The organism is Micromonospora sp. A202 (genome assembly GCF_006715105.1).
Lineage (GTDB): Bacteria > Actinomycetota > Actinomycetes > Mycobacteriales > Micromonosporaceae > Micromonospora > Micromonospora zamorensis.
The window spans coordinates 6,121,638-6,147,616 of sequence record NZ_VFMP01000001.1; the positions used below are offsets into that span (position 1 = coordinate 6,121,638).

The window sequence follows — 25,979 nt, forward strand, 5'->3', positions numbered from 1 at the left end:
CGCGGCAAGATCCGCGCAACTTCGGGGTTAATGGTTCGCCCAGGTCTGCGATCGTCGCTAGCCTCGCCGGCATGCCGGATGCTGTCGCGTTGCTGCACGTCCCCGCCCTGTCCGACGTTGCCGAGTACGCGTACGCGGCCATCGTCGAGCCGCCCGCCCGGCTGGTGTTCACCGCCGGGGCGTGCCCGCTGGACGCCGAGGGACGCACCGTCGCGCCGGGCGACCACGCCGCGCAGGCCCGGCAGGTGATGGCGAACCTGGAGACCGCCCTCGCGGCGGCCAGCGCCACGCCCACCGACGTCGTCAAGACCACCGTCTACGTGGCGTCGTCGCAGCAGAAGGATCTGGTGACCGTCTGGGAGGTGGTGCGGGACTTCTTCGGCGACCACGACCCACCCAGCACCCTGCTCGGGGTCGCCGTGCTCGGCTACACCGACCAGCTCGTCGAGGTCGAGGCCGTCGCGGCCGTACGGACGGAGGCCTGACATGCGCATCCGTGTAGCGCGACCCGACGACGCCCCGGCCGTTGTGGCCCTGCGGGCGACTGTCTACCCGTACCTGGTGCGCGGTGTCGAGTCGACCCGGAAGATGATCGCCGAACCGCCGCCCGAGGAGGACTGGACCGCGTTCGTGGCCGAGGTCGACGAGCGGGTGGTCGGTTGGGTGTCCGCCGAACGCATCGGCACCACATCGGCGGCGGACGTCGGTGGCATCAACCTGCTGCACGTGCACCCGGAACACCGGCGGCACGGCATCGGCACCGCCCTGCTGACCGCCGCGACCGACTTCCTCCGCCCGTTGGGAATCCGCCGGGTGCGTGCCATGGCGCAGCCCGACGCGCTGCCGTACGCCCGGCGGCACGGCTACGAGCCCAGCCGGGAGGTGCGCTACTCGGCGCTCGACCTGAATCCGGCACCCGCGCTGCCCGACCCGCCTCCGGGCGTGCGGCTGCTTCCGATCGCCGACCTGGACCCGCACCTCCTGTACACGGCGGACGTGGCCTCGGCGGCGGACGAACCGGGGGACGTGCCGGTCGACGCGAAGAGCTACGAGAGCTGGCAGTACGACGTGTGGGACAACCTCGGGCTGGACAAGGCGTCCAGCATCGCGGCCGAGGTCGGTGGTGAGGTGGTCGCGTTCAGCCTGGTGAAGCGGGACGGGGACCGGATGTGGTCGGACTACACCGGCAGCATCCCGACGTACCGGGGCCGAGGGCTGGCGCGGCTGGCCAAGGTGGCCGCGCTGCACCGGGCCGCCGCGAACGGCGTACGCGTCGCGTACACCTCGAACGACGAGGCGAACGCGCCGATGCTGGCGATCAACGCCCGGCTGGGCTACCGGCCGGTCACGTCCCAGTGGTCCTGCCTGGCCGACCTGACCTGACCGCGCCCACCTGGCCAGCACTGTCAGGTCGCGTCGAGGACCTGGCGTGCGGTGGCGTGGGTGTCGGGGCCGAAGAGCACCAGCCGTGCCTCGGTGACGGCGGTCGGCGTGGCCGCGCGCAGCACCGTCAGTGCCTGCCGGACCGCGTCGTCGATCGGCCAGCCGTAGATGCCGGCGGAGATCAGCGGAAAGGCCACGGTTGTCGCGCCCACCTCGTCGGCCACGCGGAGACTGTTGGCGTAGCAGTCGCGCAGCAGCGCCGACCGGTCTTCGCTGGCGGACCAGACCGGCCCGACGGTGTGGATCACCCAGCGTGCCGGCAGCTCCCCCGCGGTGGTCGCTACCGCCTGGCCAGTGGGCAGACCCCTGCCGTAACGGGATGCCCGCAGCGCCCGGCACTCGGCCAGGATGGCCGGCCCGCCACGTCGGTGGATGGCGCCATCGACCCCGCCCCCACCGAGCAGGGACGAGTTGGCGGCGTTCACGATGGCGTCGACCTGCTGGGTGGTGATGTCCCCCTCGACCAGGGTGATCTCCATGTCAGTCCTTCTCGATGGACTGGCCGAGCGATCGGCGGGCCAGCAGAGTGGCGCCGGCGACCGCCGCCGGCATGATCAACACTGCGCCGAGCGGGATGAGGAAGCAGAGGAAGACGGCCACCCCGAAGCCGAGCGCGGTGGGTCGGTCGGCCTTCAGGATCGTCCGGCGTTGCGGCAGCCGCATGCCGCGCCGGTAGAACGGCGCCCCGACCAGCTCCACGGCGAGGAACCAGCCGCCCACTGCCGCGCCGATCACCGGGACGACCGTCTGGCCGACCACGGGGATGAAGCCCGCGAGGAAGAGCGGAATCCCGACCAGCGCGGTGAGCGCCACCAGTCGTACCGAGTCGGCGAGGCTGCGCCGCAACGACGACCAGAAGGGCACGTCCACCGCGCCCGGCGTGCCGCCGTACCGCTGCTCGACCTGCTCGGAGATCTTCTCGTAGAACGGGTCGCCGATGACCAGGGTGACAGCGGTGAAGGTGAGCACGCCGAGCAGGCCGCCGAGCCCCAGGAAGGCCAGCCCGGCGATCACCCGGACCAGGCTGCGGGTGGTGCTCGACCAGTCGTCGGCGAACGGGGTGACCAGCGCGGCGAGGTCGTCCACGAAGTACACCAGGGTGGCGAGCGCGGCCAGGAAGAACGCGCCGGAGATCAACGCCGGCACGACCCCGAGCAGCATCAACCCCGGGCTGCGGACATAGAGACCCAGCCCGCGCACGAGCAGCCCCGCCCCGGCGAGGAAACGGCCGACGACTCCGGTGACCGGGCTGGCGACTCTGCTGACATCCACGATCGAGCAGCCTATCGACCGATGATCCGGTCCGCCGGGTGGAGCCGTAGCAGCGACTCTTCGCGTCCACATCAACCGGTTGGCGGACAGGAGTGATCCACCGGGAACGCCGGGGATCATCGCCGACCAGTCGATTCGCCGGCGGGTCACCCCGACAACCCTTGAGGGGGTACGAAGCCAGCGGCGGAAGGGCGGCACGATGTCGGTCATCGAGGTGACCCACCTGAGTAAGCGGTACGGCGATCTGGTGGCCGTCCAGGACGTGTCGTTCACGGTGGAGGCCGGCGAGATCTTCGGCGTGCTCGGCCCGAACGGCGCCGGCAAGACCACCACCGTCGAGTGTGTCGCCGGGCTGCGTGTCCCCGACGGGGGCGGGGTGTCGGTCCTCGGGCTCGACCCCCGCAGGGACGCCGCGCAGCTGCGGCAGCGGGTCGGGGTGCAACTCCAGGAGAGCCAACTACCGGACCGGCTGCGGGTGGCGGAGGCACTGGAGCTGTACGCCTCGTTCTACCGCAACCCGGCCGACCCGGCCGCTCTGATCGACAAGCTGGGCCTCGGCGAGAAGCGGAACACCGCGTACAAGAAGCTCTCCGGCGGTCAGAAGCAGCGGCTCTCCATCGCGTTGGCCCTGGTCGGCAACCCGGAGATCGCGATCCTCGACGAGCTGACCACCGGGCTGGACCCACAGGCGCGCCGGGACACCTGGGGTCTCATCGAACAGGTCCGGGACAGCGGAGTGACGATCGTGCTGGTCACCCACTTCATGGAGGAAGCGGAGCGGCTCTGCGACCGGGTCGCGGTGATCGACCGGGGGCGCGTCGTCGCCCTGGACAGCCCGGCGGGCCTGGTGTCGGCGGTGGCTCCGGAGCAGCGGATCCGGTTCCGGCCGTCGGCCCCGGTCGACGACCGGCTCCTCACCGACCTGCCCGAGGTTTCCGCCGTGCAGCGCACCGGCAGCCAGGTGGTGGTGACCGGCACCGGTGACCTCCTGCACGCCGTCACCTCAGTGCTCGCCCGCCACCAGATCGTCGCCGCCGACCTGCGGCTGGAGCAGTCCACCCTCGACGACGCCTTCGTCGAGCTGACCGGGCACCGGCCCGTCGACTGAAAAGGGGCAAGCATGCACGCCTTCCGTCAGATCCTGAGGATCGAGGCGCGGCTCTATCTGCGGGACCTACCGACGCTGCTCACCACGATCGGGCTGCCCACAGTGATCCTGGTGGTGCTCGGGTTGGTCCCCTCGCTCCGCAAGCCGGATCCGATCTTCGACGGGCAGACCTTCGTCAGCTACTTCGCACCGTCGCTGCTGGTGGTCACCCTCGCCATGGTCGGGGTGAACACGCTGCCCACGGTGCTGGCCACCTACCGGGAACGTGGCGTGCTGCGTCGGCTGGCGACCACTCCGGCGCATCCGGCCGCTCTGCTCGCCGCGCAACTGGTGCTGGCCCTGGCCGGGATCCTGGCCAGCGCGCTGCTGCTCATCGTCGTCGGCCGGTTGGCGTTCGGGGTGCCGTTCCCCCGGCACCCGCTCGGCTTCACCCTGGCGTTCGTCCTCGGCACGGCGGCGCTGCTGGCGCTCGGCCTGCTGGTCGCCGCCGTGGCCCGCACGACGAAGGCGGCGCAGGCCCTGGCCGTGCCGCTGTTCCTGGTCACCATGTTCTTCGGCGGGGTCTACCTGCCCCGGTTCCTGCTTCCGGACGCCGTGGCGCGGATCGGCGACTACACGCCGCCCGGGGTGCAGGCGCTCCTCGACGCCTGGACCGGCACGTCGCCGCAGCCGCTGCACCTGGCGATAATGGCGGTGATCGCCGTGGCGGCCGGCGCCAGCGCGGCGAAACTGTTCCGCTGGGAGTGAGCGGAGATGCGATGACCAGCAGCGGTGGGCACGACCGTCTGACCAGTTGGCGAGAGCGCGAGGCTGCCCTCTATCGCGTGTTCCCGTACGGCGGGCTGGCTCTGGGCACCCTGCTGGCCCTCGTCGCACCGGCACCCCGTCATCTCGGGGCGCTACCCACCCTCGCTGTCGCCGTGGCGGCCGGATGCTGGGTCGCCTGGTTCGTGACCCTGCACCCCGGCTGGCAGAGTCGGCGCAGGCCGATGGCGGTCTACTACGCCGGGCTGCTCACGTTCGCCGCCGCTCTCGTGGCCGCCAGTCCGTGGTACGGCTTCTTCGCCTGGATCGGTTACATCCACGCCTTTCCGGTGCTGCCCGGGCGTTGGCGGGTCGCCGGGATGGTGACCACGGCGACCCTCGTCGCCACGTCTCAGGGCGGTGGTGTGTCGGTGGTGGTGTCGCACTGGCTGCTCTGGCTGGTGCTGGTGCTCTTCAACCTGCTGGTGGCCGGCTCGGTGAGCTGGTTCGCGATGATCGCCGAACAGGAGGACGTCAAACGTCGGCGGTTGATGGCCGAACTCGGCGAGGCCAACCGTCAACTCACCGAGACGGTCCAGGAGAACGCCGGGCTGCACGCCCAACTGCTCACCCAGGCACGGGAGGCCGGCGTGCTGGACGAGCGGCAGCGGATGGCGCGGGAGATCCACGACACCCTGGCCCAGGGGTTGACCGGCATCATCACCCAACTGGAGGCGGCCGAGCAGACCCGCGACCGCTCCGCCGACTGGCGGCGGCACGTCGACAACGCGCTCGCACTGGCCCGGGAGAGCCTCACCGAGGCCCGCCGCTCGGTGCGGGCCGTCCGCCCGGAGACGTTGGAGACAGCCCGGCTGCCGGACGCGCTCGTCGAGCTGGGCGGGCGCTGGTCGGCTCTGAACGGGGTACGGGCCGAGGTCGCCACCACCGGTACGCCCCGCCCCCTGCACCCGGAGGTCGAGGTGACCCTGCTCCGGGCCGCCCAGGAGGCGCTGGCCAACGTGGCCCGGCACGCTGCCGCGTCACGGGTCGGGCTGACCCTGTCGTACATGACGGACGTGGTCACCCTCGATGTCCGTGACGACGGGACGGGCTTCGACGTCACCGGGCAGCCGGCGCCCCGCGAGCCGGGCGGCGGGTACGGGCTGACCGCGATGCGGCAGCGGGTGACCCGGGTGGGTGGCGAGTTGGCCGTCGAATCCGAACCGGGAGGCGGCACCGCCATTTCGGCGTCCGTCCCCGCGCTGCCGGGAGGTGCCGGTTGACCGCCCCGATACGGCTGCTGATCGTCGACGACCATCCGGTGGTGCGCGACGGGTTGCGGGGGATGTTCACCGGCGACCCCGGCTTCGAGGTGGTCGGCGAGGCCGCGGACGGCGCGGAGGCGTTGGCCCTGGTCGCGACGGTGCGGCCGGATGTGGTGCTGATGGACCTGCGGATGCCCGGAATGAACGGGGTGACCGCCATCGGCAGGCTGGCCCGCTCCGGCAGCACCGCCCGGGTGCTGGTGCTCACCACGTACGACACGGACGCCGACGTGCTGCCCGCCATCGAGGCCGGTGCCACCGGCTACCTGCTCAAGGACACGCCCCGCGAGGAACTGGTCCGCGCGGTACGGGCCGCCGCCCGGGGCGAGTCGGTGCTCGCACCGAGCGTCGCCGGGCGGTTGATGGGCCGGCTGCGTGCACCGGTCGAGGAGCCACTCAGCCAGCGTGAGCTGGAGGTGCTCACCCTTGTGGCCCGTGGTGCCTCCAACCGGGAGGCGGCGGCTCGGCTGTTCATCAGCGAGGCCACCGTCAAGACGCACCTGCTGCACGTGTACGCCAAGCTCGGGGTCAACGACCGGGCCGCCGCGGTGGCCACCGCGTACGACAGGGGGTTGCTGACCCCCGGCGGGCGGTGAGTGAGGGCCGGGCAGGATGGGCCGGTGCGCGCGTCCCGGCTGATCTCGCTGCTCCTGTTGTTGCAGGCGCGCGGGTCGATGACGGCGGGTGAGCTGGCGCGGGAGCTGGAGGTTTCCGAGCGGACCGTCTACCGGGACGTGTTGGCGCTGTCCGCCGCCGGGGTGCCGGTCTACGCCGACCGGGGCCGCGCCGGCGGGTACCGGTTGCTCGGCGGTTACCGCACCCGACTGACCGGGCTGACCCGGGACGAGGCGGAGGCGCTCTTCCTCTCCGGGCTGCCCGGCCCCGCTGGCGACATGGGGCTCGCCGACGCGGTCGCCGCCGCCGAGTTGAAGGTGCTCGCTGCCCTGCCGCCGGCCCTGCGCGACGCCCCGGCCCGTGCCGGGCAGCGGTTCCATCTGGACGTGCCGGGTTGGTTCCGGGAGACCGCGCCGCCGCCGTGGCTGACCGAGCTGGCCCGGGCGGTCTGGCGTGACCGGGTGGTGGAGCTGCGCTACCGGCGCGGTGACCGGGAGGTGACCCGGCGGGTCCAGCCGTACGGGCTGGTGCTCAAGAGTGGTGTCTGGTATCTGGTCGGCCGCGTCGACGACGACACCCGCACCTATCGGGTGGACCGGGTGACCGGGGTCGAGGTGGGCGAGGAGAGCTTCGAGCGGGATGAGGGCTTCGACCTGGCCGGGCACTGGCGCGAGCAGGCCGGGTCGTTTCTGCGGACCGTGCTGCGGGCCGAGGTCACCGTCCGGCTCAGCCCGGCGGGTCTGCGCCAGCTCCGGCACCTGGTGGATGCCCCCTTCGTGTACGACCAGCTGGTCGCCGCCGCCGGAGCACCCGACGGGCAGGGCTGGGTGGTGGGCCAACTGCCCGTCGAGTCCGTCGAGGTCGCCTACCACCAACTGCTGGGGCTCGGCCCCGAGGTGGAGGTCCTCGGCCCGCCCGAGCTGCGGCGGTTGTTCACCGACGCGGCCGACCGGCTGCGGGCGCTCTACCGGTAGCCGGTGACGTCCGAGGGCTTGCCCGCGTCGACCACCTCGACGATGTACCGGAACCCCTCCGGCTGACTGCCGTCGAGGTCGGTGAATCCGTACACCTTGGACAGTGTGCCGGCGTCCACGGACTGGCCGTTCCAGCGGGCCTTCTCCTCGTCGGCGGCGAGCGCCGCCACCGCGCGGCCGACGAAGGCCGGGGTCTCCGAGATGAGGAAGTTCGGGTCGGTGGCAGCGCCGTCGCGCCAGTTGTCCTCGGCCACTCCGAAGTGCTCCAGCATCGCCTCGGAGCGGATCCAGCCGGGGGTGAGTGCCACCGCCGTGCAGCCGTGCGGCTTCAGCTCATGCGCCTGGCTGAAGGCGAGCCGGTTGACCGACACCTTGGCCAGGTCGTAGAAGACCGAGAGCCGGTAGTTGTCGTCGTTGTACGCCTTGGTGCCGTCGCCCATCTCCACCAGCAGCCCGCCCGGCTTGCGGATCAGCAGCGGCAGGGCGAAGTGGCTGGTGATGATGTGGGTGTCGATGGCCAGTCGCAGGGTCCGGAAGCCCGCGTCCAGTGGCTGCTCCCAGACCGGCTTGTCCCAGGTGACCAGCGGGTCGCCGCCCCAGATGTCGTTGACCAGCACGTCGAGTTGGCCCTGCTCGGCGTCGATCCGGGCGACGAGGTCGCGGACCTGCTCGGGCACCAGGTGGTCGACCTGGACGGCGATGCCCGTGCCCCCGGCCTCGGTGACCAGCTCGGCGGTCTCCTCGATGGTCTCCGGCCGGTCCATCTCCGAGCGACCGGTGCGGCTGCTGCGACCGGTGGCGTACACGGTGGCGCCAGCGGCGCCGAGCTGGACGGCGATCTGCCGACCCGCGCCCCGGGTGGCACCGGCGACGAGCGCGATCTTTCCTGCGAGCGGTTGTGTCATACCTGCGAGGTTGTCAGCGATACCTGACAACCAGCGTCCGAATTCGTTACCCGGACCTAGTCCACCAACCGGACGCGGACCCGGCGGTTGGCGCGGCCCTTGCTCTCCACCTTCACGACCTGCACCTTGCCGATCTGGGCGGTGGACGCGACGTGGGTGCCGCCGTCGGCCTGCACGTCCAGGCCGACGATGTCGACGATCCGGACCTCCTGCTCATCCGGCGGGATGAGATTCGACTGGGTACGGATGATGTCCGGCAGGGCCAGCGCCTCGGTGCGCGGCAACACCCGGGTGGCGACCGAGCGGTCGGCGGCCACCTCCGCGTTGACCAGCTCCTCGATCCGACTCTTGAAGTCGGGCGGGACCTCGGGGAGGTTGAAGTCCATCCGGGCCTCGCCCGGTTCCATCGAGTTGCCTGTCACGAGCGCGCCGAAGTCGCGGAACACCACACCGCAGAGCACGTGCAGCCCGGAGTGGGTACGCATCAGCCGGGTGCGGCGCTCGTCCTCCACCGCGCCGACGACCTCGGTGCCGGCCGGGGGCAGCGGGTCACCCTCGGCGGGGATCAGGTACGGGTCGTCGCCCTTGCGGGTGCCGACGATTCGGGTCTGCACGCCCTGCCACAGCAGCACGCCGTGGTCTGGCGGTTGGCCACCGCCGCCCGGGTAGAACGCCGAGCGGTCCAGCACGATGCCCTGCTCGGCGTCGGCGTGCAGGACCGTGCACGTCCACTCACGCAGGGTCGGGTCAGCTAGGTCGAGCCGGTGCGTCCGGCCATGTTGTGTGACGCCCATGACAGGGCACGTTACTCGTCGAGGAAGCCGGCGATGCGGTCCCGCAGGTCGGCGCGTTCCGACCAGAGGACGCCGGGCCGGTCGTACACGTGCAGGGTGGCCTGGGGCAGCGCGGCGGCGAGTCGCTCGGCGACCTCGACCGGGTGCAGGTCGTCGCCCGCGTTGGCGATCACCAGCGCTGGCGCGGTCACCGCCGCGAGGGCGGTGGTGTCGCGCAACGGCGTCTGCTCGGCGAGGCCCGCCAGGCCGGCGGCCAGACCGTCGCGGAGCAGCTGGTCGAGCCGTTGCCGCAGGTACGCCCAGCCGGCGGGAGTGTTACGCACCGCAGCGGGCAGCTCCAGGGTGACGACGTCGGCGACCGCCGAGGCGTCCCCGCTCTCCACCGCCTCCAGCAGGTCCGTGATGCGTTCCTGCGCGACCGGGCCACGCGGCCGGTCGAGCACCGCGGGTAGGAAGAAGACCAGCTTCTCGAAACGGTCCGGGCTCTCCACGAGCAGCCGGCAGAGGGCACCGGCGCCGAGGCTCGCGCCGAACGCCCGACTGGCCCCGCCGAGGTCCGCGATCGCCCGTAGGTCCCGGGCGAGGTCCAGGTAGTTCCACGGCCCGTCCGGGGCCTCGGAACGGCCATGCCCACGGAACTGGAAGAACACCTTGCGGCCGGTCACCCCACTGCCGAACGGGCGGGTGGTGGCGATTCCGTTGCCCAGCCCGTGCGCGAACACGGTCACCGGGTCACCGGTGCCGGTGACCAGCCGCTCCAGCCGTACGCCGTGTGGGGTGGCGACCAGGTCGGTGTCCGGCTCCGGCAGCGCTGGGCGGCCGGTACGCGGCCCACCCGGACCGGGCCCCCAGGTGCGGGGGCCGCTGTCCGGCGGGGGTGGCCAGCGGAAACCTCTCACCAGAACCCTTTGCCGTCGCTGAGGTCGCGAAGGCCGACCCGAACGTCGAGCAGGTAGATGAGACCGGCGGCGATGCCGATCAGTCCGAAGAGGCTGATCGGCCCGAAGCCGAGGAGGGTCAGCACGAGACAGACCGCCAGGATGGCGATCCAGCCACCCTTGGGAAGTGTCCCGATGGCGGGGAAGGCGTCGGAGCGCTGGGTGATCGCGTGGACCAGGGCGACGCCCTGGACGATCAACGCGAAGACGAGCAGGATCAGCTCGATCACGTAGCGGACTTCGAACGCGAAGATCGGCGCGGCGTTGGCCATGCCGGCAAGCTTATGTCGAGGACCCCGGCTACGTCCGACAAGGACGCCGCCGGGGTCGTCGACATGGCGAACTACTCGGCCGCCGGGCGGGTCCGCTTGGTGGCCCGGGGCAGCTTCGCCGACGGGGTCGCGGCCGGCTTGGCGGCCTTCGGTGCACGGGCCGCCTTCTTGACGGCGGCCGGCTTGGCCTCGGCGATCTCGGCCACGTCGGCCGGGGTCGGCACCTCGGCCGGGGCCGTGGCGGCGGGAGCCGGGGTGGCGGCGGTGGTCGCCGGCACTCCCTCGGTGGCCTCGATGTCGGCGTTGACCGTCTCGGCGGCCTCCAGCACACCGGCGCCGACGACGCGCTCACCCCGGGCGACCAGCGCACCGTACGCGGCGAAGGCCCGCTCCTGGGCGGCCTGGGCGCCCGCGTACACCATGATGGCGTTGCGGGTCGCGGCAGCGCGCAGCTTGTCGAGGTCGGTGACCTCGCGCAGCTTCGCCAGGTCGGCGGCCTCGCGCAGCTTGGCCAGCTCGGCCGAGTCGCGCAGCTTGGCCAGGTCCAGTTCGGCCTGCGCCCGCTCGCGCAGCGTGCCGGCGGTCTCGTTGGCGGTACGCAGGGTCTCGGTGGCCTTCTGGCGCAGCTCGTAACCGGTCAGCACGGCCCGACCGCCCAGGTCGGCGACGACCCGGGTGCTGAGGACGCCGACAACGGCCGGCAGCTTGCGCAACTGCTCGATGGCCAGCTCACCGGCGCCAGCGGCGGCGTAGATCGGGGCGGGGATGCGGTTGGTCTTCGGCTCGCTCATGACGTCTCCTCTTCGGCCGCCGTGGCGGCCTCGCGGACCGCCGGACCGGCGGCCTTCTTCTCGGGGGTGTTGGTGCTGCCCGGGGCGGGTGCGGTGCCCGCCTCGGTGACGGCGACCGACTCGAGTACGGCCTCGGTCGGGGTGCCGCCTGCGGTGGTGGGGCCGGTGGCGGCCAGATTGGCCACGTCGGCGGGCTGATCGCCGACATCGGTCGGGGTGGTCGCCCCGGCCGTGCCGCCAGTGGACCCGGTGCCGCTGCCCTCGGCGGGGGCCTGGGCGTCGGCCAGCCGGGTGTTCTCCCGGCGGAACGTCTCGTAGATCTGGGTGAGTGACTGCTTCTGGGCCATCGTCAGGTCGGCATCCACGGCGATGGCCGCGAGCACGCCGTGGCCTTCCTTGTCGTCGAGCAGCCCGGCGCGCAGGTACATCGCCGGGGTGGAGACCCGCAGCGCGCTCGCCAGTTGCTGAAGCACCTCGGCGCTGGGCTTGCGCAGGCCGCGCTCGATCTGACTGAGGTACGGGTTGCTGACCCCCGCCTGCTCGGCAAGCTGACGGAGCGAGATCTTGGCGTTCCGCCGAAGATCGCGGATGAACCCGCCGACGTCGGGAAGGTCCTTCGGTGTGGCCATGACCGCGACGTTAACCGGCCGCGCTAGCTCCTGCAAGCAAAACGCTAGCCACAGTTAGCAAGGTCTCAGCTGCCGGTTGCGCCCCGCTCCCCCGATTCCGTACGGTCCGTCCGTGCACAAGATCACAGTCAATGGAGCAAGCATCGCGTACGACGAGGCGGGCACCGGTTCGCCAGTCGTACTGCTGCACGCGGGCATCGCCGACCGGCGGATGTGGCGAGGGCAGCTTCCCGCGCTCGCCGCCCGCCACCGGGTGATCGTCCCGGACCTGCGCGGCTACGGGGACTCGGAGCTGCCGCCGACCCCGTTCGCGCACCACGACGACGTGGCCGGGCTGCTGGACGCGCTCGACCTGCCCCGTGCCGCCCTGGTCGGCTGCTCCTTCGGCGGGGCGGTCGCCATCGACACCGCACTGGCCCACCCCGACCGGGTGAGCGCGCTTGCGCTGTTCGACACGGCGGTCTCCGGCAACGAGTGGTCCGAGGAGGCGAACGACCTCTGGGACGACCTGGTCGGCGAGGTCGACCCCGACGACTTCGTCGCCGGCGCTGCCGGTGAGGTGCGGTTCTGGGTGGTCGGCCCGGGCCGCCAGCCGCAGGACGTCGACCCCGCGCTCCTCGCGTTCGCGCAGGAGATGGACCAGCGTGCGCTCGCCGCCGAGTTGGCGCTCGGTGCGGTCGAGGTGGGAGAGCTGACGCCGCCGGCGATCGGTCGCCTCAGCGAGCTGACGGTGCCCGTCCTGGTCACCGCCGGCGCCGCCGACGTACCGGACATCAGCCGGCTCGCCGACCGGATCGCCGCCGAGGTCCCCGGCGCGGTACGGCTGCCGGACGTGCCGGACGCCGCACACCTGTTGCCGCTGGAGCGTCCGGAGCCGGTCAACGCCGCACTGCTCGACTTCCTGCGCTAGACGACAGTCACCAGAGCGGGCGGACCGCGCCGACCGGGACACCGCCGCCGAAGAGCGGCACCTCGGCGTACTCGGTCAGCACCGGGGCGTCCACACCGAGCCGGCGCAGCGCGGAGACCAGCACCGGCATCCGGGCCCGGTCGGCGCCGTCGTCGATCTTCAGTGCGACGGCGCCGACACCCGGCAGGGCCACCGCGATCACGCCCTCGGCACCGACCTTGGCCAGCAGACCCGGAACGCCGCGCATCAACCGGGTGTCGTCGGCCTGGGTGCCACCGACGATCTCCGGGTACGCGCGCATCGCGTCGGCCACCGTACGCGGCACCGAGCCGGGCTCGGCGTCGACCAGCCGGAGGAACGCCCCGGCCAGGCCGGTCAGCGACACCGCGAGCACCGGGGCGCCGCAACCGTCCACGCCCACCGCCGCCGCCTGCTCGCCGGTGAACTCCTCGATGGCCGCCCGCAACCGCTGCTGCAACGGGTGCTCCGGCCGCCAGTAACCATCCAGCGGCCAACCGGCGGCCTCGCAGGTCAGCAGCATCCCGCTGTGCTTGCCGGAGCAGTTCATCTGCACCCGGTTCGGGCCGCCCCCGGCGCGCAGCACGGCCTCCCGGGCGGCCATGCCCACCGGCAGGTCGGGCGGGCAGTGCAGGGCCGAGGCGTCCAACCCGGCCCGCTGGAGCAACGCACCGACCCGGGCCAGGTGGAAGTCCTCACCGGCGTGACTCGCCGAGACCAGCGCCACGTCGGCCGGGTCGGTCAACGGCAGGCCGGCACGCAGCATCCCGATCGCCTGCATCGGCTTGCTGGCCGAGCGGGGGAAGATCGGCGACGTCACGTCCCCGGCGGACGCCACCGCCGCACCGGCGGCGTCCAGCACCACCACCGAACCTCGGTGCGCCCCCTCCACGAACCCGGAACGGACCACCTCGGCGAGTGGAGCGCCACCCTCGTACGTCTTCGTCACGCGCTGGACGGTACCGACGGTGCCAGGGTGCCCGTCGGCGGGGTGACCAGGTGGTCCTCCGCTCGGGTGACAGGAGTGTGGGACCGGCCCGGCCTTACAGACCGAGCAGCTCGCGAGCCTCGGTGGTGGTCAGCGGCGGGCGTTGAGCGAGCTGGGCGAAACCCACAGCGCGGGCGACCAGTTGCATGTTGGACTCCACCGGACGGCCCTTGGCGTACGTCACTGTGTCCTCCATACCGACCCGCAGGTGCCCGCCGGTCGACAGGGAGGCCAGCAGCACCGGAATCGTGCTGCGGCCGACCCCGGTGGCCGAGAACGTGGTGCCCTCGGGCAGGTCCCGCAGCATCCGGTGCGCCGCGACCAGCGTCTCGGTGGTGCCCGGCATACCGCCCGGCACGCCCATCACGAAGTCGACGTGCACGTGCCCGCCGGCCGGCAGGCCGTACCTGCCGAGCAACCGCTGCAACGCGGACAGGTGGCCGAGGTCGAAGATCTCGTACTCCGGCACGATCCCGCGTTCCTGCATCCGGGTGTGCAGGTCGACGATGAACTCCCAGCGGTTGAGGAAGACGTCGTCGCCGAAGTTGACGGTGCCCATCGTGCACGAGGCCATGTCCGGCCTGGCGTCGAGGACGGCCAGCCGAGCGGCCTCCGGATCGGTCACCGCGCCGCCGGAGGAGAGCTGCACGATCAGGTCCGTGCTCTCCCGCAGCGCCGCCACCGTGTCGGCCAGGCGCACCGGGTCGAGGCTCGGCCGCGCCTCGTCGTCGCGGATGTGGACGTGGATCACGGCAGCGCCGAGCGCCTCGCACTCCTTGGCGGTGAGCAGCAACTCTTCGAGGGTCACCGGCAGCGCCGGCACCTCTGCCTTGGCCGACTCAGCGCCGGTCGGGGCCACCGTGATCAACGTCCCTGTTGTCATGCCGGCGATCCTAGACGGCCCGCTCAGGACGGGTCGATCGCCGCCGCGGTCTCCCCGATCATCAGCGCGGCGTCGTCGGAGACGTTCCGCTTGATCACGGCCAGGGCGACCTGACCCAGCTCGTGGTGCAGCACCGCGGTGCCGACGAAGCCGACCGCCCGGCCGTCGAGGGTCACCGGCGTACCGACCGCCGGCGGCTGGTCGGTGGTCACCCCGTCCAGGTGCAGGAGTACGAGGCGGCGCGGCGGCCGACCCATGTTGTGCACCCGGGCCACCGTCTCCTGCCCCCGGTAGCAACCCTTGTCCAGGTGCACCGCCGGGCCGATCAGGTCCACCTCGGCCGGGATGGTCCGGTGGTCGGTGTCCACCCCGACCCGGGGCTGGCGCGCGGCCACCCGGATCGCCTCGTACGCCCAGAGCCCCGCGACCGGCACGCCCGCGCCGCGCAGCTCCGCCACGACCTGGTCCATCGCCGAGCGGGGCACCAGCAGGTCCACCCCGAGCGGGCCGCGGCGGGCCCAGCCGCCGATCGGCAGCGGTCGTACGTCGTACCGCGCGCTCGCCCGGAGTGGCACGGCACCGTGCGGGAACTTCGGACCCGGCACCGCGATCTGGTCCGGCGCGGCGAGCCCGGTCACGCCGAGCGTGCTCAGCGCCTCCGTCGCCGCCGGCCCGACCAGCGACAACAGTGCCCGCTCGGCGGTCGCGTCGCGCGGCTCGACCTTGCTGAAGAACCGCATCTTGTTCAGGTAGGCCAGTAGACCCTCGGTGGCCCCCGGCTCGGTGTCCAGCCAGGTGGTCTCGCCGTCCTCCGCGACCATGGCGTGCTGCTCGATGTGGCCGTGCGGGGACAGCACCAGCAGTTCGGTGCCCTCACCGGCGGCCAGTGCGCTCAGGTGCTGCGAGGTGACAGTGTGCAGCCAGCTGGCCCGCTCTTCCCCGGGCACCGCGATGATCCCCCGGTGCGACCGGTCGACCAGACCTACAGCGGTGTCGAGGGTGCGCTGCTCACGCAGCGGGTCGCCGTAGTGTGCGGCCACCCCCCGCACCCCGGCCGCGACATGCGCCGGATCCGGCTGGTCACGGCTGGCCTCGTCAATGCCCTCGACGGCCACCGCGCCCGCGATGTCGATCATTTGTTGTCCCCGTTCTCGCAGCGTACGCAGACGCCGAAAAGTGACACGTGCCCGATATCCACCCGGAACCCCCGCTGCGTGGCCAACTGGTCGGCGAGCGGGCGCAGCAGCTCCGGATCGATCTCGTCGATCGCGCCGCACTCCCGGCAGACCAGGTGGACGTGTTGGTGCTCACCGGCGGCGTGATAGGTCGGTGAGCCGTGCGACAGGTGCGTGTGGGCGACCAGGCCGAGCCGTTCCAACAGCTCAAGCGTCCGGTAGATGGTGGTGATGTTGACGCCGGCCGCGACCTCCCGGACGGCGGTGTGCACCTGCTCCGGGCTGGCGTGCCCCAGATCGAGCACCGCCTGGAGGACGAGCTGCCGTTGGGCCGTCAGCCGCAGCCCACGGGCCCGCAGCATTTCCGCGAGGGAGGATTCGGACACCGTCCGATCATAGTTCGGCCACCAGGCTGCTCCTCACATCGCGATCGACCGCCGCTACGCTCGACGGTCATGGTGAAGTCGTCCGGCGGGGAGGGCGCGGCCGGCCCGACCGCGCGGATCGCCGTGCTCGGGCGCGGCCTGATTCCGCCCGGCGACCCCGTGCTTCGCGGCGACGACCTCGGCGTCCTGCACGGCGACGGCATCTTCGAAACCATGCACCTGCGGCACGGCCGGCCGTGGCTGCGCGACGAGCACCTGGCCCGCCTGGTCGCGGCGGCCTTGGCCATCGACCTGCCCCTACCCCCCACCGCAGCGCTGACCGACCTGCTCGACGAGGTACGCGCAGACTGGCCGACGCCCGTGGAAGGGGCGCTCCGGCTGGTCTGCACGAGGGGCCCGGAGGCCGGCGGCCCTCCGACGGTCTACGCCACGCTGGCCGAGGTGCCGGCGCCTCCCCGGGCAGCCCGGCGGAACGGGATCAATGTGGCCACCCTGCCGCTGGGGGTGACCGCCGACACTCGCCCCGGGCTGAGCTGGCTGCCGGCCGGGATCAAATCCACGTCGTACGCGGTCAGCAGCGCCGCCCGCCGCTGGGCCGGCCGGGCCGGGGTGGACGACGTGCTGTGGGTCTCCTCCGACGGCTACGCGCTGGAGGGCCCCACGGCCAACGTGGTGTGGCTCACCGACGACACGCTCTGCACGGTGCCGGCCGCGACAACCGGCATCCTCGCCGGCACGACCGTCGCCTGGTTGCTCGCCCACGCCGCCGAGCTGGGCCTGAACACCGCCGAGCGGCTGGCCACGGTGGCCGAGCTGCACGCCGCGGACGGCCTGTGGTTCACCTCGTCGCTACGCGGAGCCGCCGAGGTGCACACGCTGGACGGGGTGCGTCGGGCTCGCTGCCCGCGCACCCCGGCCCTGCACGCCCTGCTGGGTTTCCCCGTCTAGTCAGCCGCCGACCCGGACGAGCCGGGCGGAGAGGTGCGGGCTGAGACCGTGGCCCATGGCGGCCATCTCCTGGGCGTAGAGCAGCGCACCCTCGACGATGCCGAAGAGCCGCTTCCCACCGGTGACCTCCTTGGCGGTCGGAGTCCGGACCACGGCGTCGGTGGCGAACTCGACCTGGGTGCCGGTGCGCTTGCCCAGGTGCAACTCCATCACCCCGGTCGGGGTGCTCAGCAGCGCCTCCAGCTCGTCGCCCGCCCGCCCGTCCACCAGCACCGGCCGCCACCAGCCGATCTCACGGCCGGCCGGCCGGACCGGCTTGCTCTGCTCGTCCAGGATCCAGGCGCGGGACTCGTAGTGCAGGAACGGTCGGCCGTCGTGGCTGATCCGGATCTCCTGCGCGTAGTCGAAGTCCTCGATGGTGGGGAAACCACCCTTGCCCCGGCCGCGCCACAGCCCGATGTAGGGCAGCAGGCCATCCAGCGCGGGGTGCAGCTTCGGCCCGACCCGAAGGTCGTGGCTCTCCTCGAACGGGTACTCCTCGACCGGCGGCGCGTTCAGCCACGGCGGCTGCAGCGGGTTCTCGCTCACAGGGCCACCTTCGTTCGCGACTGCGGGGCTCGCAGACCCGGCTCACTCCTCGCGCTCACAGGGCCACCTTCGTTCGCGACTGCGGGGCTCGCAGACCCGGCTCACTCCTCGCGCTCACCAGCGTCCTCTCGAAATGCGTACGGCAAGGTAGACCAGGCCACCGGCGAGCCCGCCCAGGCCAGCGACCAACAGGCTGACAAACCCGATCTCGGTAACCATCCCGGCCATCCTATGCTGGGCCACATGGCCCGCACTCTCGTCGTCAAGGCCACCGCAGGGGCGGACGCCCCGGAGCGGTGCGCGCAGGCATTCACTGTCGCCGCGACGGCTGTCGCGGCCGGGGTGGACGTGTCGCTCTGGCTGACCGGTGAATCGACCTGGTTCGCGCTGCCCGGTCGCGCCCAACAGTTCGAGCTGCCGCACTCCGCACCGCTGGCAGAGTTGCTGCACGTCATCCTGACCAGTGGCCGGGTGACTGCCTGCACCCAGTGCGCCGCCCGCCGGGAGATCGGCCCGGACGATGTGTTGCCCGGGGTGCGGATCGCGGGCGCCGCGGTTTTCGTCGAGGAGGCGTTGGCCGAGGGCGCGCAGGCACTCGTCTACTGACCATCCGACCCGGTGGGGCTGATCCGGGCGGAGTGCCGATACCGACCCGACATCTCGGACGGCTGCCTACGATTCGGATGTGACCGAGGCGGCGGAGAGGTTCTTCGAATCACTGCCGGCGCGCGCCCCGGACGTCCTGGGCGGCCTGGCCGACGGAACCCTGCAGATCGACCTCGGCAGCGACCACCGGACCGAGCACTGGCTGGTCCGGATGCGGCCCGGGTCGGTGCAGGTCAGCCGCGAGCGCGGGCCGGCCGACGCCATCTGGTTCAGCAGCGCCGCCCTCTTCGATCGACTGATCACCGGCGAGGCGCAGGGTGTCGCGGCGGTGCTACGCAACGAGAGCACGTTCAGCGGAAACGTGGTGCTCTTCCTCGCCTTCCGTCGGTTCTTCCCCGACCCACCCGGCACCCGCGACCCCCGTGAGGTGGCCCGCCGGGCGGCCAGGCGACCGACGTGAAGGAACTCGTCAGCATTCTGGACGGCAACACCTTCCTGGTCAGCGACCGGCGTGGGGACATCGAGCCGTCCTACGACTTCCCCACCGGGCTGTTCTCCTTCGACACCCGGTTCCTGTCCAAGTGGGTACTCACCCTGGACGGCCAGCGGCTGCACGCCCTCTCCGTCGACGACACCCAGTCGTACCGCACCAAGTTCTTCCTCGCCCCCGGCGAACCCACGCACTACCTGGACGCCAAAGCGTCGGTGATCCGCAGCCGGGCGATCGTGGGCAGCTTCGCGGAGGAACTGACCGTCCTCAACCACACCGAGGCGGACGTCGAGTTCACCGTCCGGATCGACATCGCGGCCGACTTCGCCGACCTGTTCGAGATCAAGCACCGCCGGCAGAAGCAGGGGCGCACCACTGTCACGGTCGCGGAGAACGAGTTGCGGCTGACCTACCGCCGGGAGGCGTTCCACCGGGAGACGACGGTCAGCACCAGTGCGCCGGGGCAGGTCGACACCACCGGGATGACCTTCCGGATCCGGATAGAACGCAACGGCAAGTGGACCACCCGGCTACGCGTGTCCAGCGTCGTCTTCGGGGCGCGCGGTGAGGACATCCGCGCGACCCTCCCCTACGGCGGCAGCCGCAGCGCGGACGTCATCCGGGCCGAGCAGCAGGAACTGATCGACCGGGCGCCGAAGCTCGGCTGCGACTGCCAGCCACTGGCCGGGGCGTACCGGCGCAGCCTCAACGACCTAGCCGCCCTGCGCTACGAGTCGATCGCCCTGGGCGTGCGGCTGATCGCCGCCGGACTGCCCTGGTTCATGACCCTGTTCGGTCGGGACAGCATCATCACCTCGTTGCAGGTGCTGCCGTTCCTGCCGGAGCTGGTGCCCCCGACCATCCTGATGCTGGCCGGACTACAGGGGCACCGGGTGGACGACTTCCGGGACGAGGAGCCCGGCAAGATCCTGCACGAGCTGCGGTACGGGGAGACCGCCGGCTTCGAGGAGCAGCCGCACTCGCCGTACTACGGGTCGGCCGACTCGACCCCGCTGTTCATCATCCTGCTCGACGAGTACGAGCGGTGGACCGGTGACGCCACACTGGTCCGCAAGCTGGAACCGCAGGTCCGCGCGGCGTTGCAGTGGATCGACACGTACGGGGACCTGCTCGGCACCGGCTATCTCTGGTACCAGACCCGCAACCCGGAGACCGGTCTGCAGAACCAGTGCTGGAAGGACTCCTGGGACGCCATCTCGTACGCCGACGGCGAGATGCCCGGCTTCCCCCGGGCGACCTGCGAACTTCAGGGGTACGCGTACGACGCGAAGATCCGGGCCGCCCGGCTGGCCCGGACCTTCTGGAACGACCCGGCGTACGCCGACCGGCTGGAGCGGGAGGCCGCCGACCTCAAGCGGCGGTTCGACCGTGACTTCTGGATCGCCGACCGCGAGTACTACGCGCTCGCGCTGGACGCCGACGGGCGGCAGGTGGACGCGCTCACCTCGAACATCGGGCACCTGCTGTGGAGCGGCATCGTGGACGAGTCCCGCGCCGGCAAGGTGGTCGAGCACCTGCTCGGGCCGCGCCTGTTCTCCGGGTGGGGAGTGCGGACGCTCGCCGAGGACGAGGGACGGTACAACCCGATCGGGTACCACGTCGGCACGGTGTGGCCGTTCGACAACTCGATCATCGCCTGGGGGCTGTGGCGGTACGGCTTCCGGAATGAGGCCGGGCTGATCTGCGACACGATGCTGGCCGCGTCCCGCTACTTCGAGGGACGGCTGCCGGAGGCGTTCGCCGGCTACGCCCGCGACCTCACCGACTACCCGGTGGAGTACCCGACCGCGTGCAGCCCGCAGGCCTGGTCGACCGGCACTCCCCTGCTGCTGCTCCGGGTGATGCTGGGCCTGGAGCCGCAGGGCGAGCACCTGATCATCGACCCGGCCGTGCCACCGGGCATGGGCCGGGTCGAGCTGCTGGACATCCCCGGTCGGTGGGGGAAGGTCGACGCGTTGGGCCGCAGCCGTGACCCGGAGGATCAGCCAGGCGGCGGATGATCCGAGCGAGCCGCCCGGCTCAACCCGGGCAGCCGACGGTGGCGGCCAACCGGGTCGCGTCCTGGTCGAGCTCGGCCAGCACGGTGACCGGGCCGGTGCGGTACGCGTACACCGGGGGTTGGTCCAGCAGTGGGGCGTTGCCGGCCAGCGCGGCGAGCGCGGCCGTCGGCGCGGCCGGGCCGGGGCCCTCAGCGGAACGGACGGTGTGGGCCGACCCGCCGCCCGGGCAGGGTGCGGTGACCAGCTCCGGCGCGGCGTCGGCCGGGCGGTCGAGCGCCCGCAGCGCCGCGGTCAGGGCGGCGGCCTCGGGGCCGGCGGTGGCCGCGACCGGTGTGTAGCCGGAGCCGACCGGTCGGCAACCGGTGTCGACGACCACTCGCACCCGGCCGTCCGCGGTCGGCCGTCCCTGGACGGCCACGAACTCTCCGGCGTCGGCGTACAGCTCGATGCCGTTCAGCCCGGGGCCCACCCCGGCCCGCCAGCTCGCCGGCAGCCGCTCGGCGATCCCCTTCAGCACGGTCTGCTCGGAGCCGGCTGGCGCGAGCACCCCGACGTCACGCCGCAGCCTCGCCCCGTCGGCGAACGGGGTGACCCGGCAACCCTCCGCGATCCGCGCCGGGCCCAGCTCCAGCAGACCGGCCGCACCGGCCGCCCGGGCCAGCTCGCCGATCGCCCGGTCGACCACCGGGCCCGCCTGGTGGAGGGACCGCTGCTCGCGCACGGTCGGTGGGTCGTCGCGGACCGACGTCCAGGTGAGCAGGGCCAGCAACACGGCCCAGGCCGCTGTCGCGGCCACCAACACACGCCGCCACGACCGGGCAGGAGGCGGCGCGGTGGGACCGGCCGAAGGAGCCCAACCCGTCTGGACAGCACCGTTCACCCGGCCATGGTGTCACGGGTCGGCCGCCGGCCCACCGGCGGTCAGGTCGAGCGGGGTGGTGGATCGAGCCGGTAGCCGATCCCCTGGACGGTGTGCACCTGCGGCCCTCCCGGGAGACCACGCAGTTTGTGCCGGAGCTGCTTGACGGCTGAGTGCAGGATGGCGCTGCCCCGGTACGGGCCGCTCCACACGGCGGCGAAGAGCTGTTCGTAGCTCCACACCACCAGCGGTGGGCCGATGAGCAGGGCGAGCAGTTCCCGTTCGGTGGGGGTGAGCGGGAGCGGGTCCCCGCGCCAGGTGACCCGGTGTCCAGCCCGGTCGACGACAAGCTCACCCCACCTGACCAGGCCCTGCGGCACGCCGGGCGGCACGATCGCGGGACGGGCCGGAGCGGCGGGCGGCACTGTCGCGGGACGGGCCGGCGGCGGGGCGGTCGGCGACGACAGCAGCTCGCGCAGCTCGGTCAGGTCGGCACAGCTGAGCACCGGGCCGAGCCCGTCGAGTTGACGCAGCACCCGCTCCCGCATCGACATGTCCGCGCTGACGCAGACGACGATCGGAACCTCTTCGCCGGACATGCCACCCTCACCCGTGATTTCCACCAGTAGATAGTGACGTATGCCGATTGATTTCGCGGCCCGTCCCGGCGGAACGGCGGTGACCGCCGAGGACCCGTGAGCGGCGGTGGCCCACACCACCGGCGCATCGCCGAACACACGACCGGGGCCGACCACCCCAGGAGGGTGACCGGCCCCGGTCGATCAGAGCAGTGGGTCAGGCGACGGTGACGCCAACCTCGTTGACGCCACGGCCAGCGGTGACGGCGGTGTCGCCGTTGCCGTGCCGGGACAGCGCCCGAAGCGTCCACGAGCCCGGCGCGGCGAAGAACCGGAACTGGCCGGCTGGCGAGGTCACCACCTCGGCGGTGAACTCACCGGTCGAGTCGAGCAGCCGGACGTACGCGCCCGGCACCGGCTCGTCCTCGCTGGAGCGGACGATCCCGGTGATGACGGTTTCCTTCTCCAGGTCCAGACTGGCCGGCAACTGTGCGGCCTGGTCCGGTGCGGCGCAACCCGCGGCGATGGGAAGCGTCATGATCAGGCCTCCCCGGGTTCGTCACCGAGCGCGACCGGCACGCCGACCAGCGAGCCGTACTCGGTCCAGGAACCGTCGTAGTTCTTGACGTTGCGGTGGCCCAGCAGCTCCTGGAGCACGAACCAGGTGTGCGAGGAGCGCTCGCCGATCCGGCAGTAGGCGATGGTCTCCTTGCCGTCGTCGAGCCCCGCGTCGCCGTAGATCTTGCGCAGCTCGTCGTCGGACCGGAAGGTGCCGTCCTCGTTGGCCGCCTTGGACCACGGGACGCTGATCGCGGTGGGGATGTGCCCGGCCCGCTGCGCCTGCTCCTGCGGCAGGTGGGCGGGGGCGAGCAGCCGGCCGGCGAACTCGTCGGGGCTGCGCACGTCGACCAGGTTCTTGGTGCCGATCGCGGCCACGACCTCGTCCCGGAAGGCCCGGATCGACGTGTCCGGCTCCTGCGCGACGTACTGCGTCGCCGGGCGGGCCACCGAGTCGGTGACCAGCGGGCGGGCGTCCAGCTCCCACTTCTTGCGACCGCCGTCGAGCAGCTTCACGTCGCCGTGGCCGTAGAGCTTGAAGTACCAGTAGGCGTACGCGGCGAACCAGTTGTTGTTGCCGCCGTAGAGGATGACGGTGTCGTCGTTGCTGATGCCCCGCTCGGAGAGCAACGCCTCGAACTGCGTCTTGTTGACGAAGTCCCGGCGGACCTGGTCCTGCAGGTCGGTCTTCCAGTCAATCTTGATGGCGCCGGCGATGTGGCCGGTGTCGTAGGCCGAGGTGTCCTCGTCGACCTCGACGAAGACGACGCCCGGGGCGTCGAGGTTCTTCTCGGCCCATTCGGCCGAAACGAGTGCGGTGTCGCGACTCATCGAATCACTCCCTGGTGAGGATGGATGGTGAGCCAACGCGCGAGCATTGATGGGTGTAACTGTCGCACCACGCGCGGGACCCAGCGGAAGGACGGGATCACGGGTTCGTGCGACGGCGCCGCTGCCGGGCATTCGGTGGGATCACCGGAGGGTGCGAGAACCCTGCGCCGGTGGCCGCCGTCAGGCGGCCGGAGACAGCCCCGCCGTCAGATGACGGGGCGACACAGGCAGGTGGCCACGCGGCACAGGTCGACCGCGCGCCGTTTGGTGAGGTGGGTCCCCATGGCCAGGGAGCCTACCAGTCAGTGACCGGGCTGCCACTGAGCCGACCACCATCCGGGAATCGACCGGATCACCGGCCGGATGGGGTTCCGACTCAGCTGACGGAATTGATCGGTACGTTCTTCGCGTCGGCGGTGACCGCCAACCCTTCCGGCAGCGGCCGGACCTCCCGGACGGCGAGTTGGAACGGCAGGTCGGGCAGGGGCACGTCGATGGAGATGTCCTTGGCGAAGTTGTTCAGCAGGCCGCGCGCCAGCGGCAGGTTCGGCAGGCCCGCGGCATCCAGGTCGTTGAAGCGCAGGGCGACGGCGCCGTTGTCGGCGACGGTGACGTCGGCGGTGCCGCTGATCGTGATCTTCCGACCGAGGATGTCGGCCGGACCCGTGACGGCGAGCTTGCCGTTCTGCTCGCCAAGCGTGAGCCCCGGACGCTTCAGCAGCGCGGCGAGGCTGTCGTAGCTCATCGTGCCGGTGCCGTTGACGGTGTCCGCCACGATGTCACCCTGGCCGGTGCGCAGGGTGTCCAGTGAGGCCCGGACGTTGCGGGCGTCCACGTCCAGCACCGACAGGCGCACGACGTCGCCCTGGACCGGGGCCTGCACGTCCCGCAGGTTGATGGTGATCCGCTGGTAGCGGCCGTCGAGCACCTGGGTGAGGAACGGGGTGCCGGCGACCTCCACATCGGGCTCGGCGGATTGCCCGCCCTGCTTGGTGATCTCCTGGCGGACCCGGTCGGCGATCATCCGCTCGGCGACCCCGACCGCCACCCGGTCGGCAACGACCAGCAACCCCGCCACCACCAGAAGCAGGACGAACAGGCCGATGAGCAGCTTGCGGCCGCGCCGTCGGGGCCGCGCCCCGTCCGCCGGATAGTCCTCCGCCACGCCGCCTCCTGTCTCCACCCGCCGCACCACGACGGGTCGTCCACACCGGTGCCGCTGCGCGGCGCACCCGTAGGTACCCGACCGGCTCCAGGCTCAACCGTGACTCAGAGGAAGAGCATGCACATCGCGTACGCGGCCGGTGCCGCCAGGGCGAAACCGCCGAGCGGACCCTGCATGTGTCGGGCCACCCACATGGTGGGCGGTTCTCCGGCCATCAGCCGGCCCGCCTCCGCGTACCCGACGGCGAGGTCGGAGAGCACGGCGGTGACTGCCGCGACCAGGCCGATCACGGCGGCCCGGGTCGGCGTGAAGGGTGCCACCAGGTAGCTGCCGAGAAGTGCGCTGGTCAGCGTGCCGACCATCGCGCCAGCCACCACGCCAGCCGCGCCCCTGGGCACCTGCGGGGCCAGCCGGGGCCAGGGCAGTACGGCGTCGGTGAGCCGAGCGACAGTCAGCGCGACGCCGCTCGCCGTCAGGCAGACGGTGATCGCCTGGGTGCCGGCCGGGATCCGGCTGAGCACGATCAGGGTGCCGAAGGCCACCACTCCGACCACGATGAGCAGCGTGGCGCCGAGGGAGTCGGTGACCCGGACCCGGTCGACGCGGCGGACCAGCTGGCCGAGCACCGCGGCGAGGAAGCCGCCGGCGGCCAGGTAGCCCAGCGGCGCCAGACCGGCGACGTCGGTCTGCACGGCGGCGATGTCGGCGAGTGCGGCGACAACGACGCTGATCCCGGCGACCACCAGCATCGCGGGAGGGCGCATGGCGATCGTCCAGGCGAGCACGAAGAGCAACTGGACGCCGAAGATGATGAAGGCGAACGGCAGCCGGTGACCGGGCCCGGACGTCTGCGCGCCGAGCACCAGGCCGACGCCGAGCAGCGCGGCGAAGCCGGCGATGGTCAACGCGAGCTGACGGTGCACCTCGACCGGGGGTATGACCTCCTCTTCCGGCTCGTCGATCTCGTCTTCGGATCGGCGCGCCGGTTCGCCGGAGCGACGGGCTCGGCGAGGCCCACTTCGTTCGCGGCGATCGCCGTCGGTGGTGGCCGGACCGGTACGCGGCGCGGGCGGGTTGCCGCGCGTCGCTGCGGCGGCCGGGCCCGGGTGGGGTCCGGCGGGCCACGATTCACGGCCGGCCTCGGGCGAGGTGGAGGGAAACACGA

At 72.0% G+C, this 25,979-nt stretch carries 33 protein-coding genes; 12 read left to right on the forward strand and 21 right to left on the reverse strand.

Annotated features, from left to right (window positions below; genetic code table 11):
* Positions 1-71: 71 nt before the first annotated feature.
* Both FBZ33_RS28340 and FBZ33_RS28345 read left to right on the forward strand, forming a co-directional pair.
* Complete coding sequence (locus FBZ33_RS28340; protein WP_141911337.1) at positions 72-485, forward strand: RidA family protein; 414 nt, start codon at positions 72-74, stop codon at positions 483-485.
* Position 486: 1 nt separating this feature from the next.
* Entirely contained in the window at positions 487-1,383 is an 897-nt protein-coding gene (locus FBZ33_RS28345) for a GNAT family N-acetyltransferase (RefSeq protein ID WP_141911339.1), read from the forward strand.
* Between the two features lie 23 nt (positions 1,384-1,406).
* Here FBZ33_RS28345 and FBZ33_RS28350 read toward each other — a convergent pair whose 3' ends face one another.
* Together FBZ33_RS28350 and FBZ33_RS28355 are read right to left on the reverse strand one after the other, a co-directional pair.
* The gene (locus tag FBZ33_RS28350) at positions 1,407-1,922 is read right to left on the reverse strand and encodes an O-acetyl-ADP-ribose deacetylase (RefSeq protein WP_141911340.1); all 516 of its coding nucleotides are present in this window, start codon (positions 1,920-1,922) and stop codon (positions 1,407-1,409) included.
* 1 nt (position 1,923) lies between these two features.
* Positions 1,924-2,715 (reverse strand): EI24 domain-containing protein, encoded by a 792-nt coding sequence (locus FBZ33_RS28355; protein WP_099848883.1) that lies wholly within the window; start codon positions 2,713-2,715, stop codon positions 1,924-1,926.
* 199 nt (positions 2,716-2,914) lie between these two features.
* On the opposite strand from FBZ33_RS28355, the gene FBZ33_RS28360 reads away from it, so the two are divergent.
* The 5 genes from FBZ33_RS28360 to FBZ33_RS28380 are packed head-to-tail and all read left to right on the forward strand — an operon-like array spanning position 2,915 to position 7,481.
* Complete coding sequence (locus FBZ33_RS28360) at positions 2,915-3,823, forward strand: ABC transporter ATP-binding protein (protein ID WP_141911342.1); 909 nt, start codon at positions 2,915-2,917, stop codon at positions 3,821-3,823.
* A 12-nt stretch (positions 3,824-3,835) separates the two neighbouring features.
* Positions 3,836-4,570 carry an ABC transporter permease gene (locus tag FBZ33_RS28365; protein ID WP_141911344.1) on the forward strand — a complete coding sequence of 245 codons (735 nt, stop codon included), beginning with the start codon at positions 3,836-3,838 and terminating at the stop codon, positions 4,568-4,570.
* An 11-nt stretch (positions 4,571-4,581) separates the two neighbouring features.
* The gene (locus FBZ33_RS28370) at positions 4,582-5,850 is read left to right on the forward strand and encodes a sensor histidine kinase (protein WP_185755428.1); all 1,269 of its coding nucleotides are present in this window, start codon (positions 4,582-4,584) and stop codon (positions 5,848-5,850) included.
* Entirely contained in the window at positions 5,847-6,488 is a 642-nt protein-coding gene (locus FBZ33_RS28375) for a response regulator transcription factor (protein WP_141911347.1), read from the forward strand. Before FBZ33_RS28370 ends, FBZ33_RS28375 begins: the two co-directional genes overlap by 4 nt.
* Before the next feature lie 24 nt (positions 6,489-6,512).
* Positions 6,513-7,481, forward strand: coding sequence for a YafY family protein (locus tag FBZ33_RS28380; protein ID WP_141911348.1), 969 nt, complete (start codon positions 6,513-6,515; stop codon positions 7,479-7,481).
* Here the strand turns inward: FBZ33_RS28380 and FBZ33_RS28385 are convergent.
* The 6 genes from FBZ33_RS28385 to FBZ33_RS28410 form a co-directional block, all read right to left on the reverse strand.
* On the reverse strand, positions 7,472-8,386 hold the full coding sequence (locus FBZ33_RS28385; protein ID WP_141911350.1) for an SDR family oxidoreductase: 915 nt from the start codon (positions 8,384-8,386) through the stop codon (positions 7,472-7,474). The genes FBZ33_RS28380 and FBZ33_RS28385 overlap by 10 nt on opposite strands.
* 56 nt (positions 8,387-8,442) lie before the next feature.
* Positions 8,443-9,180 (reverse strand): alanyl-tRNA editing protein, encoded by a 738-nt coding sequence (locus FBZ33_RS28390; protein WP_141911352.1) that lies wholly within the window; start codon positions 9,178-9,180, stop codon positions 8,443-8,445.
* Positions 9,181-9,191: 11 nt separating this feature from the next.
* On the reverse strand, positions 9,192-10,079 hold the full coding sequence (locus tag FBZ33_RS28395) for an alpha/beta fold hydrolase (RefSeq protein ID WP_141911354.1): 888 nt from the start codon (positions 10,077-10,079) through the stop codon (positions 9,192-9,194).
* Complete coding sequence (locus FBZ33_RS28400; protein WP_088950380.1) at positions 10,076-10,390, reverse strand: DUF2516 family protein; 315 nt, start codon at positions 10,388-10,390, stop codon at positions 10,076-10,078. Before FBZ33_RS28400 ends, FBZ33_RS28395 begins: the two co-directional genes overlap by 4 nt.
* A gap of 71 nt (positions 10,391-10,461) precedes the next feature.
* Positions 10,462-11,181, reverse strand: a complete 720-nt coding sequence (locus tag FBZ33_RS28405; RefSeq protein ID WP_141911355.1) for a hypothetical protein — start codon at positions 11,179-11,181, stop codon at positions 10,462-10,464.
* Positions 11,178-11,810 carry a helix-turn-helix domain-containing protein gene (locus FBZ33_RS28410; protein ID WP_141911357.1) on the reverse strand — a complete coding sequence of 211 codons (633 nt, stop codon included), beginning with the start codon at positions 11,808-11,810 and terminating at the stop codon, positions 11,178-11,180. The genes FBZ33_RS28405 and FBZ33_RS28410 overlap by 4 nt, the downstream gene beginning before the upstream one ends.
* A 112-nt stretch (positions 11,811-11,922) precedes the next feature.
* Between FBZ33_RS28410 and FBZ33_RS28415 the strand changes: the two genes are divergently transcribed.
* The gene (locus FBZ33_RS28415) at positions 11,923-12,720 is read left to right on the forward strand and encodes an alpha/beta fold hydrolase (protein ID WP_185755429.1); all 798 of its coding nucleotides are present in this window, start codon (positions 11,923-11,925) and stop codon (positions 12,718-12,720) included.
* Between the two features lie 7 nt (positions 12,721-12,727).
* On the opposite strand, the gene FBZ33_RS28420 is transcribed toward FBZ33_RS28415, so the two are convergent.
* From FBZ33_RS28420 to FBZ33_RS28435, 4 genes are all read right to left on the reverse strand, one after another.
* The gene (locus FBZ33_RS28420; protein WP_141911360.1) at positions 12,728-13,687 is read right to left on the reverse strand and encodes an asparaginase; all 960 of its coding nucleotides are present in this window, start codon (positions 13,685-13,687) and stop codon (positions 12,728-12,730) included.
* Between the two features lie 94 nt (positions 13,688-13,781).
* Positions 13,782-14,609, reverse strand: coding sequence for a 3-keto-5-aminohexanoate cleavage protein (locus tag FBZ33_RS28425; protein WP_141911361.1), 828 nt, complete (start codon positions 14,607-14,609; stop codon positions 13,782-13,784).
* Between the two features lie 23 nt (positions 14,610-14,632).
* A complete protein-coding gene (locus FBZ33_RS28430) occupies positions 14,633-15,745 on the reverse strand; it encodes a folate-binding protein YgfZ (RefSeq protein ID WP_141911363.1) in 1,113 nt (370 codons plus the stop codon).
* Complete coding sequence (locus tag FBZ33_RS28435; protein WP_141911364.1) at positions 15,742-16,170, reverse strand: Fur family transcriptional regulator; 429 nt, start codon at positions 16,168-16,170, stop codon at positions 15,742-15,744. The genes FBZ33_RS28430 and FBZ33_RS28435 overlap by 4 nt, the downstream gene beginning before the upstream one ends.
* Positions 16,171-16,239: 69 nt before the next feature.
* Here FBZ33_RS28435 and FBZ33_RS28440 point away from each other — a divergent pair, with 69 nt between their 5' ends.
* Positions 16,240-17,118: an aminotransferase class IV gene (locus tag FBZ33_RS28440; protein WP_141911366.1), complete on the forward strand. Its 879-nt coding sequence runs from the start codon at positions 16,240-16,242 to the stop codon at positions 17,116-17,118.
* Here FBZ33_RS28440 and FBZ33_RS28445 read toward each other — a convergent pair whose 3' ends face one another.
* Together FBZ33_RS28445 and mtfM are read right to left on the reverse strand one after the other, a co-directional pair.
* Positions 17,119-17,706, reverse strand: coding sequence for an FABP family protein (locus FBZ33_RS28445; protein ID WP_141911367.1), 588 nt, complete (start codon positions 17,704-17,706; stop codon positions 17,119-17,121).
* A gap of 114 nt (positions 17,707-17,820) precedes the next feature.
* Complete coding sequence (gene mtfM / locus FBZ33_RS33655; RefSeq protein WP_030327764.1) at positions 17,821-17,925, reverse strand: small membrane protein MtfM; 105 nt, start codon at positions 17,923-17,925, stop codon at positions 17,821-17,823.
* Between the two features lie 12 nt (positions 17,926-17,937).
* Here mtfM and FBZ33_RS28450 point away from each other — a divergent pair, with 12 nt between their 5' ends.
* From FBZ33_RS28450 to FBZ33_RS28460, 3 genes are all read left to right on the forward strand, one after another.
* Positions 17,938-18,312 carry a DsrE family protein gene (locus FBZ33_RS28450; protein ID WP_088950390.1) on the forward strand — a complete coding sequence of 125 codons (375 nt, stop codon included), beginning with the start codon at positions 17,938-17,940 and terminating at the stop codon, positions 18,310-18,312.
* A 79-nt stretch (positions 18,313-18,391) separates the two neighbouring features.
* Positions 18,392-18,772: an SCP2 sterol-binding domain-containing protein gene (locus FBZ33_RS28455; RefSeq protein ID WP_088950391.1), complete on the forward strand. Its 381-nt coding sequence runs from the start codon at positions 18,392-18,394 to the stop codon at positions 18,770-18,772.
* Positions 18,769-20,823, forward strand: a complete 2,055-nt coding sequence (locus FBZ33_RS28460; protein ID WP_141911369.1) for a glycogen debranching N-terminal domain-containing protein — start codon at positions 18,769-18,771, stop codon at positions 20,821-20,823. Before FBZ33_RS28455 ends, FBZ33_RS28460 begins: the two co-directional genes overlap by 4 nt.
* 19 nt (positions 20,824-20,842) lie before the next feature.
* On the opposite strand, the gene FBZ33_RS28465 is transcribed toward FBZ33_RS28460, so the two are convergent.
* The 7 genes from FBZ33_RS28465 to FBZ33_RS28490 all read right to left on the reverse strand — a co-directional run bounded on the left by FBZ33_RS28465 (position 20,843) and on the right by FBZ33_RS28490 (position 25,977).
* Positions 20,843-21,619, reverse strand: a complete 777-nt coding sequence (locus FBZ33_RS28465; protein ID WP_255509058.1) for a hypothetical protein — start codon at positions 21,617-21,619, stop codon at positions 20,843-20,845.
* 125 nt (positions 21,620-21,744) lie between these two features.
* Entirely contained in the window at positions 21,745-22,281 is a 537-nt protein-coding gene (locus FBZ33_RS28470) for a winged helix-turn-helix domain-containing protein (RefSeq protein WP_141912995.1), read from the reverse strand.
* 196 nt (positions 22,282-22,477) lie between these two features.
* Positions 22,478-22,798 (reverse strand): DUF1416 domain-containing protein, encoded by a 321-nt coding sequence (locus FBZ33_RS28475; RefSeq protein WP_141911373.1) that lies wholly within the window; start codon positions 22,796-22,798, stop codon positions 22,478-22,480.
* A 2-nt stretch (positions 22,799-22,800) separates the two neighbouring features.
* Positions 22,801-23,649, reverse strand: a complete 849-nt coding sequence (locus tag FBZ33_RS28480) for a sulfurtransferase (protein ID WP_088950396.1) — start codon at positions 23,647-23,649, stop codon at positions 22,801-22,803.
* A 206-nt stretch (positions 23,650-23,855) separates the two neighbouring features.
* Positions 23,856-23,933 carry an Ms5788A family Cys-rich leader peptide gene (locus FBZ33_RS33850; RefSeq protein WP_310503780.1) on the reverse strand — a complete coding sequence of 26 codons (78 nt, stop codon included), beginning with the start codon at positions 23,931-23,933 and terminating at the stop codon, positions 23,856-23,858.
* 92 nt (positions 23,934-24,025) lie between these two features.
* Complete coding sequence (locus FBZ33_RS28485) at positions 24,026-24,814, reverse strand: DUF2993 domain-containing protein (protein ID WP_141911374.1); 789 nt, start codon at positions 24,812-24,814, stop codon at positions 24,026-24,028.
* A 104-nt stretch (positions 24,815-24,918) separates the two neighbouring features.
* Positions 24,919-25,977 (reverse strand): hypothetical protein, encoded by a 1,059-nt coding sequence (locus tag FBZ33_RS28490; RefSeq protein WP_141911376.1) that lies wholly within the window; start codon positions 25,975-25,977, stop codon positions 24,919-24,921.
* Positions 25,978-25,979: the final 2 nt, after the last annotated feature.